General features: G+C 65.6%; 15 protein-coding genes. 8 read left to right on the forward strand and 7 right to left on the reverse strand.

What is annotated here, in order from left to right:
• Positions 1–28: 28 nt before the first annotated feature.
• On the reverse strand, positions 29–760 hold the full coding sequence (locus ACPPVQ_RS15335; RefSeq protein WP_426515992.1) for a hypothetical protein: 732 nt from the start codon (positions 758–760) through the stop codon (positions 29–31).
• 206 nt (positions 761–966) lie between these two features.
• Here ACPPVQ_RS15335 and ACPPVQ_RS15340 point away from each other — a divergent pair, with 206 nt between their 5' ends.
• Positions 967–3078: a hypothetical protein gene (locus ACPPVQ_RS15340; RefSeq protein WP_426515993.1), complete on the forward strand. Its 2112-nt coding sequence runs from the start codon at positions 967–969 to the stop codon at positions 3076–3078.
• Between the two features lie 90 nt (positions 3079–3168).
• Here the strand turns inward: ACPPVQ_RS15340 and ACPPVQ_RS15345 are convergent, their stop codons facing one another.
• Positions 3169–3555: a hypothetical protein gene (locus ACPPVQ_RS15345; RefSeq protein ID WP_426515995.1), complete on the reverse strand. Its 387-nt coding sequence runs from the start codon at positions 3553–3555 to the stop codon at positions 3169–3171.
• A gap of 164 nt (positions 3556–3719) precedes the next feature.
• Between ACPPVQ_RS15345 and rox the strand changes: the two genes are divergently transcribed.
• Both rox and ACPPVQ_RS15355 read left to right on the forward strand, forming a co-directional pair.
• On the forward strand, positions 3720–5147 hold the full coding sequence (rox, locus tag ACPPVQ_RS15350) for a rifampin monooxygenase (RefSeq protein WP_426515996.1): 1428 nt from the start codon (positions 3720–3722) through the stop codon (positions 5145–5147).
• A gap of 44 nt (positions 5148–5191) precedes the next feature.
• The gene (locus ACPPVQ_RS15355) at positions 5192–6088 is read left to right on the forward strand and encodes an alpha/beta fold hydrolase (RefSeq protein WP_426515997.1); all 897 of its coding nucleotides are present in this window, start codon (positions 5192–5194) and stop codon (positions 6086–6088) included.
• A gap of 38 nt (positions 6089–6126) precedes the next feature.
• Here ACPPVQ_RS15355 and ACPPVQ_RS15360 read toward each other — a convergent pair whose 3' ends face one another.
• Positions 6127–6597 carry a hypothetical protein gene (locus ACPPVQ_RS15360; protein WP_426515998.1) on the reverse strand — a complete coding sequence of 157 codons (471 nt, stop codon included), beginning with the start codon at positions 6595–6597 and terminating at the stop codon, positions 6127–6129.
• A gap of 97 nt (positions 6598–6694) precedes the next feature.
• Between ACPPVQ_RS15360 and ACPPVQ_RS15365 the strand changes: the two genes are divergently transcribed.
• A complete protein-coding gene (locus ACPPVQ_RS15365) occupies positions 6695–7267 on the forward strand; it encodes a putative immunity protein (RefSeq protein ID WP_426515999.1) in 573 nt (190 codons plus the stop codon).
• A 54-nt stretch (positions 7268–7321) separates the two neighbouring features.
• On the opposite strand, the gene ACPPVQ_RS15370 is transcribed toward ACPPVQ_RS15365, so the two are convergent.
• On the reverse strand, positions 7322–7918 hold the full coding sequence (locus tag ACPPVQ_RS15370) for a cation diffusion facilitator family transporter (RefSeq protein ID WP_426516000.1): 597 nt from the start codon (positions 7916–7918) through the stop codon (positions 7322–7324).
• A 197-nt stretch (positions 7919–8115) separates the two neighbouring features.
• Here ACPPVQ_RS15370 and dinB point away from each other — a divergent pair, with 197 nt between their 5' ends.
• Positions 8116–9312 carry a DNA polymerase IV gene (dinB, locus tag ACPPVQ_RS15375; RefSeq protein ID WP_426516001.1) on the forward strand — a complete coding sequence of 399 codons (1197 nt, stop codon included), beginning with the start codon at positions 8116–8118 and terminating at the stop codon, positions 9310–9312.
• A 37-nt stretch (positions 9313–9349) separates the two neighbouring features.
• On the opposite strand, the gene ACPPVQ_RS15380 is transcribed toward dinB, so the two are convergent.
• From ACPPVQ_RS15380 to ACPPVQ_RS15390, 3 genes are all read right to left on the reverse strand, one after another.
• Positions 9350–10171, reverse strand: coding sequence for an SDR family oxidoreductase (locus tag ACPPVQ_RS15380; RefSeq protein ID WP_426516002.1), 822 nt, complete (start codon positions 10169–10171; stop codon positions 9350–9352).
• A 51-nt stretch (positions 10172–10222) separates the two neighbouring features.
• Positions 10223–11941: a SulP family inorganic anion transporter gene (locus ACPPVQ_RS15385; protein ID WP_426516003.1), complete on the reverse strand. Its 1719-nt coding sequence runs from the start codon at positions 11939–11941 to the stop codon at positions 10223–10225.
• A gap of 227 nt (positions 11942–12168) precedes the next feature.
• On the reverse strand, positions 12169–12888 hold the full coding sequence (locus ACPPVQ_RS15390) for a FadR/GntR family transcriptional regulator (protein WP_426516004.1): 720 nt from the start codon (positions 12886–12888) through the stop codon (positions 12169–12171).
• Between the two features lie 144 nt (positions 12889–13032).
• Here ACPPVQ_RS15390 and ACPPVQ_RS15395 point away from each other — a divergent pair, with 144 nt between their 5' ends.
• The 3 genes from ACPPVQ_RS15395 to ACPPVQ_RS15405 all read left to right on the forward strand — a co-directional run bounded on the left by ACPPVQ_RS15395 (position 13033) and on the right by ACPPVQ_RS15405 (position 16285).
• Positions 13033–13878: a nitrilase-related carbon-nitrogen hydrolase gene (locus ACPPVQ_RS15395; RefSeq protein WP_426516005.1), complete on the forward strand. Its 846-nt coding sequence runs from the start codon at positions 13033–13035 to the stop codon at positions 13876–13878.
• Between the two features lie 11 nt (positions 13879–13889).
• Positions 13890–15377: a purine-cytosine permease family protein gene (locus tag ACPPVQ_RS15400; RefSeq protein ID WP_426516006.1), complete on the forward strand. Its 1488-nt coding sequence runs from the start codon at positions 13890–13892 to the stop codon at positions 15375–15377.
• 95 nt (positions 15378–15472) lie between these two features.
• Positions 15473–16285 (forward strand): carbon-nitrogen hydrolase family protein, encoded by an 813-nt coding sequence (locus ACPPVQ_RS15405; RefSeq protein ID WP_426516007.1) that lies wholly within the window; start codon positions 15473–15475, stop codon positions 16283–16285.
• The last annotated feature ends 71 nt before the right edge of the window (positions 16286–16356 follow it).

The raw sequence follows: 16356 nt of genomic DNA on the forward strand, positions 1-16356 counted from the left end.
CCGGGTGCTTCACGGAAGGCACCAACAGTTACTTCAGGGCCTGCCTGATCGCCTTGGCGTCGGACTGGGCCTTCTTGACCGCAGTTCGGGCGGATTCGAGAGACGACTTCACAGGCGAGAGGGCCGAGTGGTTCGAATCATAGGCGGCCGGGGTCACGGCCAGCGCCGCCGCCGCTGCGCCACCCGCGTCATGCGACGCCGTCGAGATCTGCGCGGTCATGTCGGCGAGATCGGCCTGAAGTGCCGCCGTCGACTTCGACGTGTCCTTGCCGGAGAGCAGCCCTGACAGTTTCGCCTGCTCTGCGGTCAGCTTCGGCAGCGCGGTACCGGTCAGCCGGTCGGCGTCCGACGCGAGACGAGCCTGCCGGAGCGCGACGGCGTAGACCCGGTACTTCGTGAAGACCTCCTTGAGGTCGGCCGCGGCCTGGGTCGTCGTCGTGTCGGCAGCGATGGTGGATGCCGACGACTTCATGCCCGCAAGGTCAGCATTGAGTGTCCCGAGGATGGTGGACCGATCACTCGAGCTCAGGTGTTTGTCGGCCGTGACCTTCGTGATCGCCGCACTGAGTTTCGCCTCCCGACCGGACGTCGCTTTCGCGCCGGCCGCCTGAATCTCGGAGAGCGTTCTCGGTGCATGCGAGGAGGTCGATTTCGGCGCAGGGGTCGGGGTGGTGTCAGCGAAGGCGGGCGTGCCGACGAGGGCAAGGCAGGTGACACCTGCAGCTGCAGTGACGACGAGACCGACGGATCTTTTGGACATTCTTTTCCCGTTCTTCAGGTGGAGCGTCAGAGGTGTTCTGACATCTCCCAGCGTCCGTTGCCGATGTTCGGGATTTGTAAAGCGCCGGTTCGGAATGCGTACGCCTGCGCGGACCCGGTCGGTTGACATCGCCGCCGAACGCGCCTACCGTCCGCTTAAACCGGTTTAGATCCCCAACATCGGTCTGAAGACAAGGAATTGCAACGATGCGACCACCTCATTCATCAGCAGCAGTGCGGCGCGGATTTGCGGCCATAGCCGTCGCGGCCACCGCAACAGCGGTTGCGCTCGCGGGCCAGCTGCCCGCCTCCGCCACCGAGACGTCCGCCGCACCCTCGGCATCCGCCACCCGCACTTCATCACCACCCGCCGCGACTCCGAAACTGACCAACCTGGCACACCTCGACTGGCTGCTCGACACGGTGCCGCTTCTCGCGAACGTGCCGGGGCACACCACGTACAACCAGGCATCCGAACCGACAGCGACAGCGCCCTGGGTGTACGCGAACCGCAACCCCGACGGCTCGTTCACGCACGTCGGCGGCGGAGCGATCACGGATGGGGCGAAGGGCTACTACTCGCAGGGTTCGTTCGACGCCGACGACATCTCTCGTTCGGCCGTGGTCTACCTGCGCGACTGGGCGCAGAACCACACCGCGTCGAGCAAGCAGCACGCCTATGAGCTGCTGCGCGAACTGACCTACCTGCAGACCTCGAGCGGCCCCAACGCGGGCAACGTCGTGTTGTGGCAGCAGCACGACGGCACACTCAACCCGAGCGCTATCCCCATCGAGCAGCCGAACCCCAGCGACTCAGCCGAATCGTTCTGGCTCGCGCGCACAGTGTGGGCGCTCGGTGAGGGCTACGCCGGTTTCAAGACTGCGGACCCCGCGTTCGCACAGTTCCTGCAGCAGCGCATGGCGCTCGCTCTCGGCTCGCTCGAACACCAGTCGCTCGCCAAATACGGCACGACCGAGGTCGCGAACGGAGTGAAAGTGCCCGGCTGGATGATCGTCGACAGCGCGAGCGCGACCTCTGAGGCAGTTCTCGGGCTCAGCGCCTACGTGAAGGCAGCCCCCGGCGACAGCACCGCCGCGACAGCACTCGCCCGCTACGCCGACGCGATCAACCGCATGTCGAGCGGCGGCATCGGGCAGTGGCCGTTCGGCGCGATACTTCCCGAAAAGAACTCGCCGACGTTCTGGCACGCATGGGGCGGGATGGAGCCTGCCGGGCTCTCGGAAGCCGCATCCGTTCTGCATCGGGATGACTACCAGCAGACCGCAGCCGTCGACACAGCCCAATTCACGGCGCAGTTGCTCGCGACCGGTGGACCGGACAACGGCTGGACCCCGACCCCGGCAGACCAGACGCAGATCGCCTACGGCGTCGACTCCCGGGTGGAAGGCCTGCTCGCCGTCGCCGATGCAACCCATGCGACCGGGCTCGACCAGCTGGCCGGAGCCCAGGCTGCCTGGTATTTCGGGGCGAACCCCGCGGGCGTGCCCGTATACGACCCGGCGACGGGTGTGTGCGTCGACGGAATCAACTCCGACAAGACCATCAACCGCAACTGCGGAGCCGAGTCGGTCATCCACACCGAGTTGTCGATGCTGGCACTGGATGCGCATCCCGATGTCGCCCGTATCGCGACGTCGCTCAACCGCACCACCGCGACCGACGGCCTGACCGTCGTCGAAGCCGAGAGCGGAACGCTCACCGGGTCGGCGACGATCGTCACTCCCCCGTCGGCGTGGACTGGTTCGGCCAACTGGTCGGGCGGCAAGTACGTTCACGCGGGTGTCGGCGACACGATCACGCTGACGCTTCCGGCGCTGGCCGGTGCGCACCGCATCCTGCCGATCGCGGACCTCGGCAACACCGCGGGTTCGGGCACGACCAGCTGGATGGCGTTGGCCGGCTCGCATTCGACGAGCCTCGGCTCGAGCGCGAACACTCTGCTCGCGCCCCAGGGAATCGCACCGACGACCGTGTTCCTCAAGCCGCAGACGCTTGCGGGCACGGCGCCGGACGGCACGACGACACTGACCGCCCGAGTCGGCGGCACGGTGGACCTCGACGCCGTCATGGTGCAGCCGGTGGTGTCCCACCTCGGTCAGGCGGGAGCGAGCATCAGCCGTGACATCTACATCAACGGCACAGACCAGCGAGCACGGCAGAAACTGTCAGCGACCGGGCCGGTGACGGTGCAGCGCTTCGATCGGTTCGGACAGGCTGTCGGCGGGCCTTCGATGCTCGGGTCTCACGCGAACGTCACGGTGGAAGCCGGCGGCTTCACGGTTGTGAGCCCGCGCTGACCTGACCGATGGGATCAGGGTCCCGGTGCGGCCGGCGCGAATATCCGCGGCGGCCCACCGGGACCCTTCTGCGTGTGATTCCTGCTCCGGTCAGCTCATCTGAGGCTGACGCGCGGCCACGCCCCGTGGCGTGCGCAGAACCATTGCCGTGGTGATCGCGAGCACCACGATCCCGATCGCCTCGACCACGACCGTCTCCGGTACGAGGGTGAAAGTCCAGATCTCGCGGATGCCGAACAGTCCGACCGTCAGCGCCAGCACCAGAGCGAGCAGGCTCGCGATGATGAACAGCAGGCTGAGGACCGTGACGATTTTCAGGAGTCCGCCGCGCGTCACGAGCATCCCGACCGCCAGAACGACCGCTGCAATGACGTTGAGCACGAAGAGCACGCCGAGCAAGCCCCCGACGCCGTCGAAGACAAGGAAGAGATGGATCCCCGCGATCACGAGAAGGACGATCGCGCTGAGGACTCGCATGACCCACATGTACATACCCGCTTCCGATTCGAGCCTCCACCCGCGGAGGGCTTCATCAGGGACACGAGCGGGCGGCGGAAAAGGTTCAATCCGGTGCAGACCGTAACGATGCCCCGCGTCGTACCCTTGCACGGGCACCACTTGCTAGGGATCGGGGTAATCGCATGTTCGACGTGATCATCAGCGGCGGCGGCCCTACGGGGATGATGCTGGCCAGCGAGTTGCGGCTGCACGACGTCGACGTCCTTGTGCTGGAGAAGGACCCACAGCCGAGCCGGCTGGTTCGCTCGCTCGGCCTGCACCCGCGCAGCATCGAGATCCTGGACCAGCGCGGGCTGCTGGACCGGTTCCTCGCACTCGGGCAGCAGTATCCCGGCGGCGTCGGCCGTTTCGCCGGGATCGCCAGCCCCACACCTCCGAAACTGGACAGCGCCCACGCGTATATTCTCGGCATCCCCCAGCCGGTGACCGATCGCCTGCTGGCTGAGCGCGCGGCCGAACTCGGAGCCGAGATCCGCCGCGGCTGCGAGGTCACGGGTGTCGAGCAGGACGAGAGCGGGGTGAGCGTAGCGCTCGCCGACGGTACTCTGCTTCGCTCGCGCTGGATGGTCGGCTGCGACGGCGGGCGAAGCCTGGTGCGCAGACTGCTTGGCATCGATTTTCCGGGCGATCCCGCCACAACCGAGTGGCTCCTCGGCGAAGTTCAGGTGACCATGCCGGCGGATGGGCTGGCCGAGGTGGCAGAGAAGGTGCGCGCGACCCATAGAGGGTTCGGCATCGGCCCCGCCTCAGACGGGCTGTACCGCGCCGTCGTCCCTGCCGCGACTGTGGCCGAAGACCGGTCGGTCACGCCAACGCTGACCGAGTTCCGGACGCAGCTGCACGCATACGCGGGCACCGACTTCGGCGTTCACTCACCGCGCTCCCTGGCCCGTTTCACCGACGCCACCCGGCTTGCCGAAAGGTACCGGGCGGGCCGCGTTCTCCTGGCCGGCGATGCGGCGCACGTCCACCCGCCGCTGGGCGGGCAAGGCCTGAATCTCGGCATCCAGGACGCCTTCAACCTCGGCTGGAAGCTCGCCGCCGAGGTCGACGGATGGGCTCCGTACGGACTTCTTGACACCTATTTCACCGAGCGCCACCCCGTCGCCGAAGACGTGCTGACCATCACCCGCGCCCAGAGCGAGCTCCTCTCCCCCGAGCCCGGCCCGCAGGCTGTTCGCCGACTGCTGACGGACCTGATGGACTTCGAAGACGTCAGCCGTTTCCTCGCCGAGAAGGTCACCTCCATCGGCATCCGTTACGACTTCGGCGACGAACCTCCCCTGCTCGGCAGACGACTGCGCGACATCCCGCTGTCGCGTGGCCGCCTCTACGAGCTCACTCGCGACGGCCGCGGGCTCCTGCTCGACCAGACCGGCGAGCTCTCGGTGAGCGGATGGTCGGGTCGGGTCGACTACGTCTCAGACATCAGCGAGGAACTCGAGGCGCCCGCGGTCCTGCTCCGGCCCGACGGCCACGTGGCCTGGATCGGGGACGACCAGAACGACCTGGTTCGCCACCTGTCCACCTGGTTCGGACCATCAGCTTGACGCGGTCGGTGACGGGCTCGACGGAGTAGCATCCGTTGCGGGAAATGATCGCCGACAGAGACGGGTCAGACATGGAAACGTACAGCATCGACACGGCCGGCGCCGAGATCGTCTACGACATCGCCGACGCGCACAACGGCGAGAACGGGCATCCACCGCTCGTCATGATCGGCCAGCCGATGGACGCGAGCGGCTTCCGGGCCCTGGCGTCGTACCTGCCCGACCGCACGGTTGTCACGTACGACCCCCGCGGACTGGGTCGGAGCAGACGGAGCGACGGTGAGGTCACCAACATGCCTACCGTGCAGGCCGAGGATGTGCATGCACTCATCACGGCGCTTGGCACCGGACCGGTCGACATGTTCGCAAGCAGCGGCGGAGCGGTGACCGCGCTGGCGTTGGTGGCCGCCCACCCGGGTGACGTGCGAACGCTTGTCGCCCATGAGCCGCCGCTGCCGGGCATCCTTCCCGACGCCGAGGGCGCCGAGCGCGCTCTGGCAGCGGTCCACGACGCCTACGATTCCCGCGGTTTCGGGTCGGGAATGGCGGCGTTCATCGCGATGACATCGTGGCGCGGAGAATTCACGGACGACTATTTCGCCCTGCCCGCGCCGGATCCAGCGATGTTCGGGATGCCCGCAGGCGACGACGGCTCACGCGACGATCCTCTACTCTCTCAACGCTCGATCGCGGTCACCGGTTACCGCCCGAACATCGACGCCCTCAAGGCCGCGTCGACGCGCATCGTGATCGGAGTCGGCGAAGAGTCTGAAGGCATCTTCACCGGACGCACCTCCGCCGCCGTCGCACAACTTCTCGGAACGGAGGCGGTCGTTTTCCCGAGCCACCACGGCGGCTTCGCCGCCGAAGACTCCGGATATCCGGGGCAGCCCGAGGCGTTCGCCGGCAGACTTCGCGAGGTACTTGACGAGCGCAGGTAAGCGACGAGGTCGTATGACCACAAACGCCGATCGCGGTCTCAGGCGACGAGCGAGCGGAATGCGAACCGGTCCTCGGGTGTGAACCGATATGCGTCGTCGCAACGGAAACCCCGCAGGCACTGCTGGTTGTCGACGACGCGCAGGTAGAAGCCTTTCGGGTACTCGACGTTGTCACTGAGCGGTGCCGCGGCGACTTTGAGCGCACCCGCCGGCGACTTGCCGGCCGAGAGTACGGAGTCGGGGGCGTTGCCCTGTGTTGTCATCGCGAGCCGGAGGTACGGGCCGGTGTCTGCAGGGCAGAGCGTCAAACCTTGCTCACGCGCTGCCGCGAAGACCTCCAGCAGAGTCCCGCCGGCGCTCAGATCCAGGTCGCATATGCTGCGCTCGACGATGCTGATCTCCTCCTCGTCTCGCAAATCGAAGACCGGGTGGTCGAGGAGCGTCTCGGCGTGCGGGTTGAGCAGCACGCCCCGCGTGTACAACGTCGTGCGCAGTTCAGTGCGGGTCAAACCGCCGACCTGAAGGCGCAAGGTCCCCGGCTCGTGTCTGTCTCGCTGCGTCACAGGACAAAGGTACAAGCCCGCGACGGAGTGCGAAAATGCTTGCATGTCGTCCCCCCAGTCGCTGAGCGAAACTGATCGCCGCCTGGTCGCGACCTGGGCGGCCGACTGTGCTGAGCGAGTCCTGCCCCTGTTCGAGACGGAGGCTCCGACAGACGGTCGTCCACGTGATGCCATTGCTCGTGCTCGCGCGTTTGCCGACGGCGAGCTGGATGCCGCGGGTGAGATTCGCCGGCGCTTCGTTGCCGGCCGGGCCGCGCACGCCGTGAGCTCTCCCGCAGCTGTGGCGGCCGCGCGTGCTGCGGCACAAGCCTCAGGTGTCGCCCACATGGGCGCGCATGCCCTCGGAGCAGCCGCCTACGCCGCGAAGGCGGCCGGACTGGCCGCTCCCCACCAGCCCACAGCAGTCTCAGACGAGATCGCGTGGCAGCTCGAGCACATGAACGCTCGGGTCAGAGCTGCCCTTCAGCAGTTGCCACCTCTCGGCGAAGACTCCGCTGGCCCGCTCGGACCCGGACTACTCTCGTCAGGCATCCTCGGCTCGACCATTCGCACGATTCAGACCGCCATCGGCACCCGCCCGCCACTGGAGGACCAGCCGACTGCGGGCGAACGTTGACTGAAACCTGCGCCGATCACGGCGCGGTGTGACCAGCACCGGCAAGCTTCGCGCTCAGTCGTCATCGAAGTCGACATGGCGCCCTCGCAATGCCGAGATGGCCTTGAGCCCCAGCCGAACGGCGGCGATGGCAATGAAGACCGAGATCACCAGCGCCAGCACCGGATCAACCCAGAACAGGCCGCCAGAGAACAGGATGACCGCGCCGCCGATCGCTACCCCAGCAGCGGCGGCGGCATCAGCAATGGCGTCGAGCAGCACGGAGCGCATATGGATATCCTCTTCCGCCGCCGAACGACCGAGGACCGCGGCGCCGGCCAGCATGACGATCATCGTGACCACTGCTGCGACAACAACGGGCAGCCCCGACACGGGCGGTGAACCCGCCACCAGTCTGCTCACGGATTCTGTCACGACCGAGACGGTCACGACGATCAAGAGGCAGGAGTTCACCAGCGCGGCCAACGCGATCGGACGCTGCGCGTGAGGATGGCCGGGGTCCCGGTCGCGCAGGGCAATAGCGATCAGCCCAAGGACCAGTCCCAGACAGTCACCGACCGTATCTCCAGCCGCAGCGAGCAGACTCACCGAATTGGCGGCAAAGCCCACAACGACGAGTCCGACGATCAATGCCGCGTTCAGAGCAAGCACGATCGTGAGACGCCATCGTTGGCTCCACCGCGGTTGGGAGACAGGCCGGATCGAACTCACGCCTGCAGCCTTCCATCTCACGGGTCCTTGAGTAACGAGCCTAGTCATGACGTTCAGGGACCGGCCTTCCGCCTGAGGCGCCCGGTGTCAGCGGTCTGTGCGACCATTCTCTCGACGCGCGATCGATCGGAGGGCGGATGCGGGGCGAGGCGACCGTATTGCACGCCGATCTCGACGCCTTCTACGCCTCGGTCGAGCAGCGCGACGCGCCCGCACTACGCGGACGGCCCGTCATCGTCGGCGGCGGCGTCGTGCTTGCGGCAAGCTATGAGGCGAAAGCGCGGGGGGTGCGCACTGCGATGGGCGGGCGGCAGGCGCGCGAGCTCTGCCCCGATGCCGTCGTCGTCCCGCCGCGAATGGACGCATATTCCGCGGCAAGCCGAGACGTGTTCGCGATTTTCCGTGACACGACTCCGCTCGTGGAGGGGTTGTCGATCGACGAGGCGTTTCTCGAAGTCGGGGGGCTGAGGCGCATCGCAGGTACGCCCGAGCAGATCGCGACGCGGCTGCGGGAGCGGGTTCGTGCAGAGGTCGGCCTCGCCATCTCGGTCGGGATCGCGCGAACCAAGTTCCTCGCCAAGGTGGCCAGCGCCGTGAGCAAGCCCGATGGGCTTCTCCTGGTCGAACCCGAGTGGGAACAGGATTTCCTGCTCCCACTCCCGGTGGAACGACTGTGGGGGGTCGGCGCTGTCACCGCAGAGAAGCTGCACCGACTCGGCATCCGCACCGTCGGTCAGCTTGCCGAGCTCGAAGAGGCCACGGCAGAGAAGCTGCTCGGCAGGGCGACCGGCGCGCATTTGCACGCCCTGGCTCGGCTACGAGATCCGCGGCCGGTCGACGTCACGCGTCGACGGGGGTCCATCGGCTCTCAGCGAGCGCTGGGTAGCCGCCCCCGCACGGCCGAGGAACTCGACGTCATCCTCACCCAGCTCGTCGATCGGCTCGCTCGCCGGCTCCGTGACGGCGACCGCACCTGCCGAACGATCGTGCTGCGGCTGCGCTACGGCGACTTCGCCAAAGCCACGCGGTCGCGCACGCTCGGCTTCCCGTCGGACCGGACGTCTGTGCTGCTCAGCATCGCCCGGAGCCTGCTCGCCACCGCTCAGCCGGAGATCGCGGAACGCGGCATCACCCTCATCGGCGTCTCGCTGTCCCAGTTGGGACGGGCGGACAGTTTCCAGCCCGAACTGCCGATCGACTGGGACGACGGGGCGCGGCTCGACACCGTGCTCGACGCAGTTCGCGATCGTTTCGGCGCAGCATCGGTCGCTCGTGCCGCACAACTCGGGCGAGATCCAGGCTGGTCGGCTCCGCTGCTGCCGGAACACGAATGAAGCATAGGCCGGTCGTGAATTTCGTCGCGGTCGTGGCTCAGCCTTGTGCCTCAACCGAGAGGTGGTTCCATTTCTCCCAGGTCTCCATCCGGCTCGCATAATCGGCCTTCGCGATCCCGATCGGTGCTGTGCCGAAGAACACGCGCAACGGGGGCTCCGCAGCATCGACGAGCTCCAGCACCACCTGACCGGTCGCGCCTGGGTTGCCCTGGGACGAGACTCGCGCCTTCCGGGCTTCGGCCGCCTTCTCGCGATAGGTGTCGTACGCGGCCAGCGGCGCTGCGTGCTGTGCTGAGTCCCCTCCCCAATCGGTCGAGAACGCCGCCGGTTCGATCAGCGTGACCTTGATTCCAAAGTCAGCGACCTCCTGCGCCAATGCTTGAGTGAACCCCTCGAGCGCCCACTTCGAAGCGTTGTAGATGCCGATGTTCGGGAAAGCGCTGATGCCACCGATTGAGGAGACCTGCAGGATGTGCCCGTGACCTTGCGCGCGCAAGAACGGCAGAGCGGCCTGTGTGATCCAGAGAGCACCGAAGACGTTCGTCTCGAATTGGTCGCGTGCTTCACGCTCGGAGATTTCTTCGATCATTCCGAACTGGCCGTAACCCGCGTTGTTGATCACAACGTCAAGGCTCCCGAACGCCTCATGCGCTCGCGCGACAGCCGCGAAGTCAGCGTCGCGATCGTTGACATCCAATTCGATGGGGAGGAGGTTGTCGCCGTATTTCTCGGACAGATCGCTGAGCGTCTCCAGCCTGCGCGCCGTTGCTGCGACTCGGTCGCCACGGTCGAGTGCGGCGATCGCCCATTCCCTGCCGAAACCGCGGGAAGTTCCAGTGATGAACCAGTTCTTTGCCATGCTCCAAGACTAGGACGTTCATGGGAAGGTCCCCATGGGCGCGGCAGCTGACTAGGAGTGGTCCTTGCGTCCCCGTGCTGCATCTGCCTGTTCCGCTTCGACGGCCCGGTGGATGTTGCCGTGGATGTGGTCCGAACCGATCATCTCGATCACGCCGTCGCGTTCGAGCACGGCCCGTGGCGCAGGCTTCAGCCGGGTGAGTCGGAGATTGACGCCGGCGTCGCGAGCGAGGGTGACGACATCCGCCATCTTTGCCGCGCCCTGCGAGTCGATGAAGTTGATCCCCCCGCAGTCGATCACGATTCCGGTCAGTTCAGGGTTGCCCTGGATGACCTCGCGGAGATGGTCCTCCAAGGCATCGGAGGTGGCGAAAAAGAGACCGCCATCGAACCGGACAACGGCCACGCCGGGCAGGATCTCGTCGTCGGGGAACGAGTCGACCTCGCGGAAGACCTGGGTGCCACGCTCGCGACCGAGCGTCGGCATCTCGGGATGCGTGGCCACCGCGACCAGCCACGCCAGCGAGAGTACGATCCCGATGATCACGCCCGCGAGCACACCGAACACCAGCGTTCCGAGGAGCGCGACGATCGCGATCCAGAAGTCGACCTTCTTCACCCGGAAGAGTCGCCGCATCTCCGGAAAGTCCATCATCCCCATGACGACGGCCTCGATGATCAGTGCCCCGAGGACTGCTTTGGGCAGGTTTGAAAAGAGCGGCGCAAGGAACAGCAGGGTGAGCAGCACGGTGACACCCGAGGTCAGCGAGGCCAGGCCGGTCCTGGCCCCGGACCGGTCGTTCAACGAGCTCGCCGACAGGCTGGTCGAAACGGGCATCCCCTGGAACAGTCCCGCAGCGATGTTGGCCAGCGACTGGGCAACACTTTCCTGGTTGATGTCGATCTGGTAGCGATGTTTCGCGGCGAAAGTGCGCGCATCCCCGGCGGTCTGCGAGAACCCGATCATGACCAGCGCCACCGCGGCGAGTGCAACGGTGCCCGCGTGCTCCCACAGCAGCCGGCCATCCGGAACCTGCAGTGACGGCAACCCGCGGGGCACGTCCCCGACCAGGGCAACGCCTTTGGCTCCGAGGTCGAACAGGGCCGACGCCAACAGTCCGCCCACCACGAGCACCAGGGCGCCGGGGACCCGTGGGGCGATCGCCCTGAGTCCGAAGACGACGACAAGCGAGATGGCGCCGACGAGCACGGTCGTCCGTTGCGCGTCGCCGAGGGTCCCGAGCCACGACCACAGTTCCTGGATCGGGTTGGAGCCGGTGACCTCGGTTCCGGTGAGCTTGGGGAGCTCCCCGATCACGACATCGATCGCCGCACCGAAGAGAAAACCGGTGACCACGGCGCGCGAGAGGAACTGCGCGATCCACCCCATCCGGAACACCGCAAGAAGCAGAAACAGGATGCCCGAAGCGAGCGTGATGCCGGCAACGAACGAGGCGACATTCTGCTCTCCGGTGATGCTCGCCGCGAGCACGGCGCTCGCGGCCACCGCCGCAAGCCCTGAGCTGGGACCCATCGAGATCTGGCGGCTGGTTCCGAAGACGGCGTACAGGATGGCGCCGGCAGCGGCCGCGTACAACCCGTTCTGCAGCGGCACCCCCGCAATGCCGGCATACCCGAGGTTCTTCGGCACGATGAGGGCCGCGACAGTGACGCCGGCTATCAGATCGCCGCGCAGCCACGATCGGTTATAGGAGCGGAGCTGGCCGATTATCGGGATCCGGGTGAGGCCCCGTCCCTGCGCCTTGGTCATGCGTCAGTCTTACCCAAGTCCGGCCATTCCGCCAGAGCACGGGTTGTCAGGCAGAAGCGCAGGTCTCCGCGACACGCGATTCAGGAACATGAGGAGCACGAGTCTGTAAACAAAGAGCGGAGTGCAGCGATCCCGATTACCAGTCAGGCGGTGGATCCCGATCCGAGGCAACACGGCGGCATCGCCGAAATCGGCGTCGAGGGACCGAAAGTGGAGATCCCGCGCGGTCATTCGCCGTCCGGGTTCTGGGAAAGCCCCACGAACATCGACCGGTGTAGCTCGGCGACATGGTATTCGATTATCGCCACGGCCTCCACCGGATCCCGCCGACGAAGGGCATCCACGAGGAGCCTGTGCTGTTCGTTAACGTTGTGCAGATAGGCGATGGGATAAGGCACAAAGTAGCGGTACAGCTCAAAGAGCACCTCGTGGTAATTCGGCAGGGCCCAGGCCAGACCGCTCGCTTGCGCGACTGCGAGATGGAGTTTCTCGTCCGCTGCGTGATAGTCGGTCCAGTTGAGCGCCGACGAGGCTTGAGCGACGAACTGATCGAGCGAGGCCAGCTGTTGCTCGGTGATGGCCAGAGCAGCATGATGCGTCAGAGCGCACTCGAGCAGCACGCGCTGATTGATCAGCGCGTGAACGGTCTCCGCGTCTGAGCGGTACACGGTGACAGCGTCGACCGAGGTCGCGGCGGACTTTTCGGCGACGAATGTTCCACCTCTTCGTCCGCGGAGCCGAGTGAGCACACCGTCGTCGGCGAGGCTTTTGAGTGCTCGCCGCACGGTTATTTCGCTGACGTCCAGGGCGCCGGCCACCTCGGCGTCCGACGGCAGTTGTTCGTTCGGCGCCAACAACCCGAGCTGGATCGCGAGGGCAATTCTGGCTCGCACAGTCTCTGTCGCGCTGAGCCGCGTGATGCCCGCGATTGCGGGATCACTCAGCACCGCGCCATCGGAACCGTTCCGCGGCCGTGGACGCGAGAGCCCAGAGGATTCCGACACAGTTTCCACACTATTCACTCAAGGGTAGACAAAATCGATCATTGTGACCTATTTTACTCTCAAGAGGCAACCGATGGAAGGAATCCTGTGACTCGCATCACGTGTCGCCAGCTGTCGCCCGGCGTCGCCGATCTTGATTCGAATCTGGAGATGACGACCGCGGCGATCCGCGAATCCGTCACGGCAGGCGCGAGAGTTGTCGTCGTGCCAGAACTGGCGACATCCGGCTACATGTTCGACTCGGTCGAGGAAGCCCGATCCGTGGCAATCCGGCCTTCGCATCCGGTGTTCGCCGACTGGGCGGCCGCAGTCGCCCCAGCCGACGGTGTCGCGATCGGCGGCTTCGCCGAGATCCGCGACGATGGCCTCATCTACAACAGCGCCGCCGTGGTGGATGCATCGGGCGTGCTCGCTGTCTACCGCAAGGTGCACCTCTGGGACAAAGAGAAGCTGATTTTCACTCCCGGGTCCGTCGAACCACCGGTTGTCGACACCCCCGCGGGAAGGCTTGGCGTCCTGATCTGCTTCGACCTGGAGTTCCCGGAGTTTCCGCGCAGCCTGGCGCTACGCGGAGCGGAACTGATCGTGGCTCCCACGAACTGGCCGCGCGAGAGTGTTCCCGCGGGCGAGCGCGTGCCCGAGGTAACGGTTGCAATGGCTACGGCGTACAGCAACCACGTCGCCATCGCGTGCTGCGATCGGGCGGGCAGGGAGCGGGGGCAGGACTGGAACGAGGCCAGCTGCGTCATCGATCAGCGCGGCTGGGTGGTGGCGACGGCCGATGAATCCGGCGTTGCCACTGCTGACCTCGACCTCAACCTGTCCCACGACAAGTCCATGGGTGACCTGGTCGACGTGTTCGGCGACCGCAGACCCGAACTCTACGAGGCGCTCACGCATGCCACGCCCCTGATATCCCGCCCAACCCTCTGAAGGAGAACCCCATGAGTGAAACGAAGGCCGCGCCGAGATCCGGTGGTCTCGAGACCCGGTCCATCGACTACGTTCCCAAGAGCGAGCGGCACGGCAAGGTGTGGCACATCGGGCCGCTGTGGTTCATGAGCAACGCGCAGATTGCAACTCTCGCGGTGGGGGTCACGAGCTTCGCTCTCGGCGGCAACCTGATCTGGTCGATCATCGCAATTCTGATCGGTCTCATCATCGGCACCATCTTCATGGCGGCGCACTCTTCGCAGGGACCCAAGCTCGGCCTGCCGCAAATGGTACAGTCGCGTCCGCAGTTCGGCTATGTCGGCGCGCTGCTGGTGTGGCTGTTCGCCTTTTTACAATATGCGGGCTTCAACGTCTTCAACACCGTGCTCGCGGGATCCGCCGTGTCGCAGGCGGTGAAGACCCCGGCCGGCTTCGACCCGTTCTGGGCAATCGTGATCACCGTGCTGGGCGCTGTCATCGCCCTCTTCGGCTACGACCTCATCCACCGGATGGAGCGCTACCTCGTCTATCTCACGATCATCGTGATGGCGCTCGTCAGCATTTCTGCCCTGGTGCACTTGCAGTTGCCGTCAGGCGCCTTCAACCTCGGCCAGTTCTCACCTCTCGCGTTCTTCGCCCAACTCGGCGTCGTCGCCGGTTACCAGATCTCGTGGGCGATCTACGTCTCGGACTACTCGCGCTACCTGCCCGCGAACACCCCCACCAGCCAGACGTTCCGATGGACATTCTGGGGCAGCGCGATCGGTGGAGCGTGGATCATGATCCTCGGCGCATACCTCGCCGCCGCAGTAAAGGATTTCAATGCCAGCGACCCGGTGGCGGCCATTGAGACGGTGTCCAACGATCTGTTCCCGGGATTTGGGACAATCGCCCTCATCGTGTTCGCTCTGGGACTCGTCGCGGTCATCGTGCTGAACACGTATGGAGGATCGCTGACGCTGATCTCTTCCATCGACAGCTTCAAGAAGGTGCGGCCGACGCTCGCGATCCGAATCATCACGGTCGCGATCACGGCAGCGATCTCCGGCGTCCTCGCGATCTTCATCGCCGGAAGCTTCGAGGAGTTCTTCGCCGGTTTCCTGTTCCTCGTGCTGTACTTCTTCATCCCCTGGACCGCGGTGAACCTGACCGACTACTTCATCGTTCGCCGGGGGCACTACGCCATCGCCGAGATCTTCAAGCCACGCGGGATCTACGGCCGTTGGGGATGGCAGGGCATCAGCGCATACCTGATCGCGTTCATCTGCATGACGCCGTTCTTCAATGTCGCAGGCTTCTACGAGGGCTTCATCTCCAAGGCGATGGGCGGCGTCGACATTTCGCTGTTCATCGGCCTGCCGATCGCGGCAGTTCTGTACTGGGTCTTCACGCGCCGATTGGATGTGGAGGCGGAGCGAGCGCTTGCCGCGGAGCAGGCCGCAGCACTCGAGCAACCGGACAACGAGCTCGAAGACCTTGCGGGCTCGATCGTCGATTGACGGTCCGAACGTATGACCAGAACGGGAGCACGGATCGACCCGCCGCGGTCCCCCTATGATTGCTGCGATGGCATGCATGGCGAGCGGAGGATGAAGTGAGACTCGCTCTCGCCCAGATCGACTCTGGCACCGACAAGCTGCGGAATCTCGAGCTCATCGCACATCGGGCGCGAGCCGCGAGCGACGCGGGTGCCGATCTCGTCGTGTTCCCCGAATTCTCCATGTATGAGAAGAAGGTCGTCGACTCGACCTTCTCGAATGCGGCCGAGCCGCTCGACGGCCCATTCGTCGACGGCCTTCGGGCACTCGCTGTCGATGGGGGTTTGACGATCGTCGCCGGTGTCGTCGAACAGGCTGAGGGCGACGAGAGACCGTTCAATACCCTGGTTGCGATCGGGCCGTCCGGCACCATTGACGCGCGCTACCGCAAGGTGCACCTCTTCGATTCGTTCGGATTCCGGGAATCGGACAGCATCAGACCCTCGGATACGCTCGAGCCGGTCGTCCTCGACGTCGACGGCGTCACTGTGGGACTCATGGCCTGTTACGACCTGCGTTTCCCCGAGTTGGCACGTGAGCTGGCGAATGCCGGCGCCGAGCTCATGCTCGCGTGTTCTTCCTGGGTCCCGGGCACCGGAAAGATCGACCAGTGGCGGGTTCTCGCTCAAGCCCGCGCGATCGAGAATGTCTGCTTCTTCGCCGGGGTTTCGCAGCTTCCACCGATCTCGATCGGCCACAGTCTTCTGGTGGACCCGATGGGTGGGGTGATCGGTTCGCTCGGCACGGAACCTAATGTCAAGACATTTGACGTCGATGCCAGCGTGGTCGCGACAGCGCGAGCAGTCAATACGGCTCTCGGTCAGCGCCGCTACTCCACGCGTCCCGCGCCGATGCTCCATTCCTTCTGACTCAGCACCGGAGACTGCTGTAGTCATTGACCGTGTCGGCAAGGGCCCCAAAATCTAGATTTCAATGCACC

The organism is Leifsonia sp. McL0618 (genome assembly GCF_049994905.1).
Lineage (GTDB): Bacteria > Actinomycetota > Actinomycetes > Actinomycetales > Microbacteriaceae > Diaminobutyricibacter.

Coding starts and splice junctions, on each gene's coding strand:
- ACPPVQ_RS15335 (WP_426515992.1), bottom strand. CDS start 760: ATGTCCAAAAGATCCGTCGGTCTCGTCGTCACTGCAGCTGCAGGTGTC.
- ACPPVQ_RS15340 (WP_426515993.1), top strand. CDS start 967: ATGCGACCACCTCATTCATCAGCAGCAGTGCGGCGCGGATTTGCGGCC.
- ACPPVQ_RS15345 (WP_426515995.1), bottom strand. CDS start 3,555: ATGCGAGTCCTCAGCGCGATCGTCCTTCTCGTGATCGCGGGGATCCAT.
- rox (WP_426515996.1), top strand. CDS start 3,720: ATGTTCGACGTGATCATCAGCGGCGGCGGCCCTACGGGGATGATGCTG.
- ACPPVQ_RS15355 (WP_426515997.1), top strand. CDS start 5,192: ATGATCGCCGACAGAGACGGGTCAGACATGGAAACGTACAGCATCGAC.
- ACPPVQ_RS15365 (WP_426515999.1), top strand. CDS start 6,695: ATGTCGTCCCCCCAGTCGCTGAGCGAAACTGATCGCCGCCTGGTCGCG.
- dinB (WP_426516001.1), top strand. CDS start 8,116: ATGCGGGGCGAGGCGACCGTATTGCACGCCGATCTCGACGCCTTCTAC.
- ACPPVQ_RS15380 (WP_426516002.1), bottom strand. CDS start 10,171: ATGGCAAAGAACTGGTTCATCACTGGAACTTCCCGCGGTTTCGGCAGG.
- ACPPVQ_RS15385 (WP_426516003.1), bottom strand. CDS start 11,941: ATGACCAAGGCGCAGGGACGGGGCCTCACCCGGATCCCGATAATCGGC.
- ACPPVQ_RS15400 (WP_426516006.1), top strand. CDS start 13,890: ATGAGTGAAACGAAGGCCGCGCCGAGATCCGGTGGTCTCGAGACCCGG.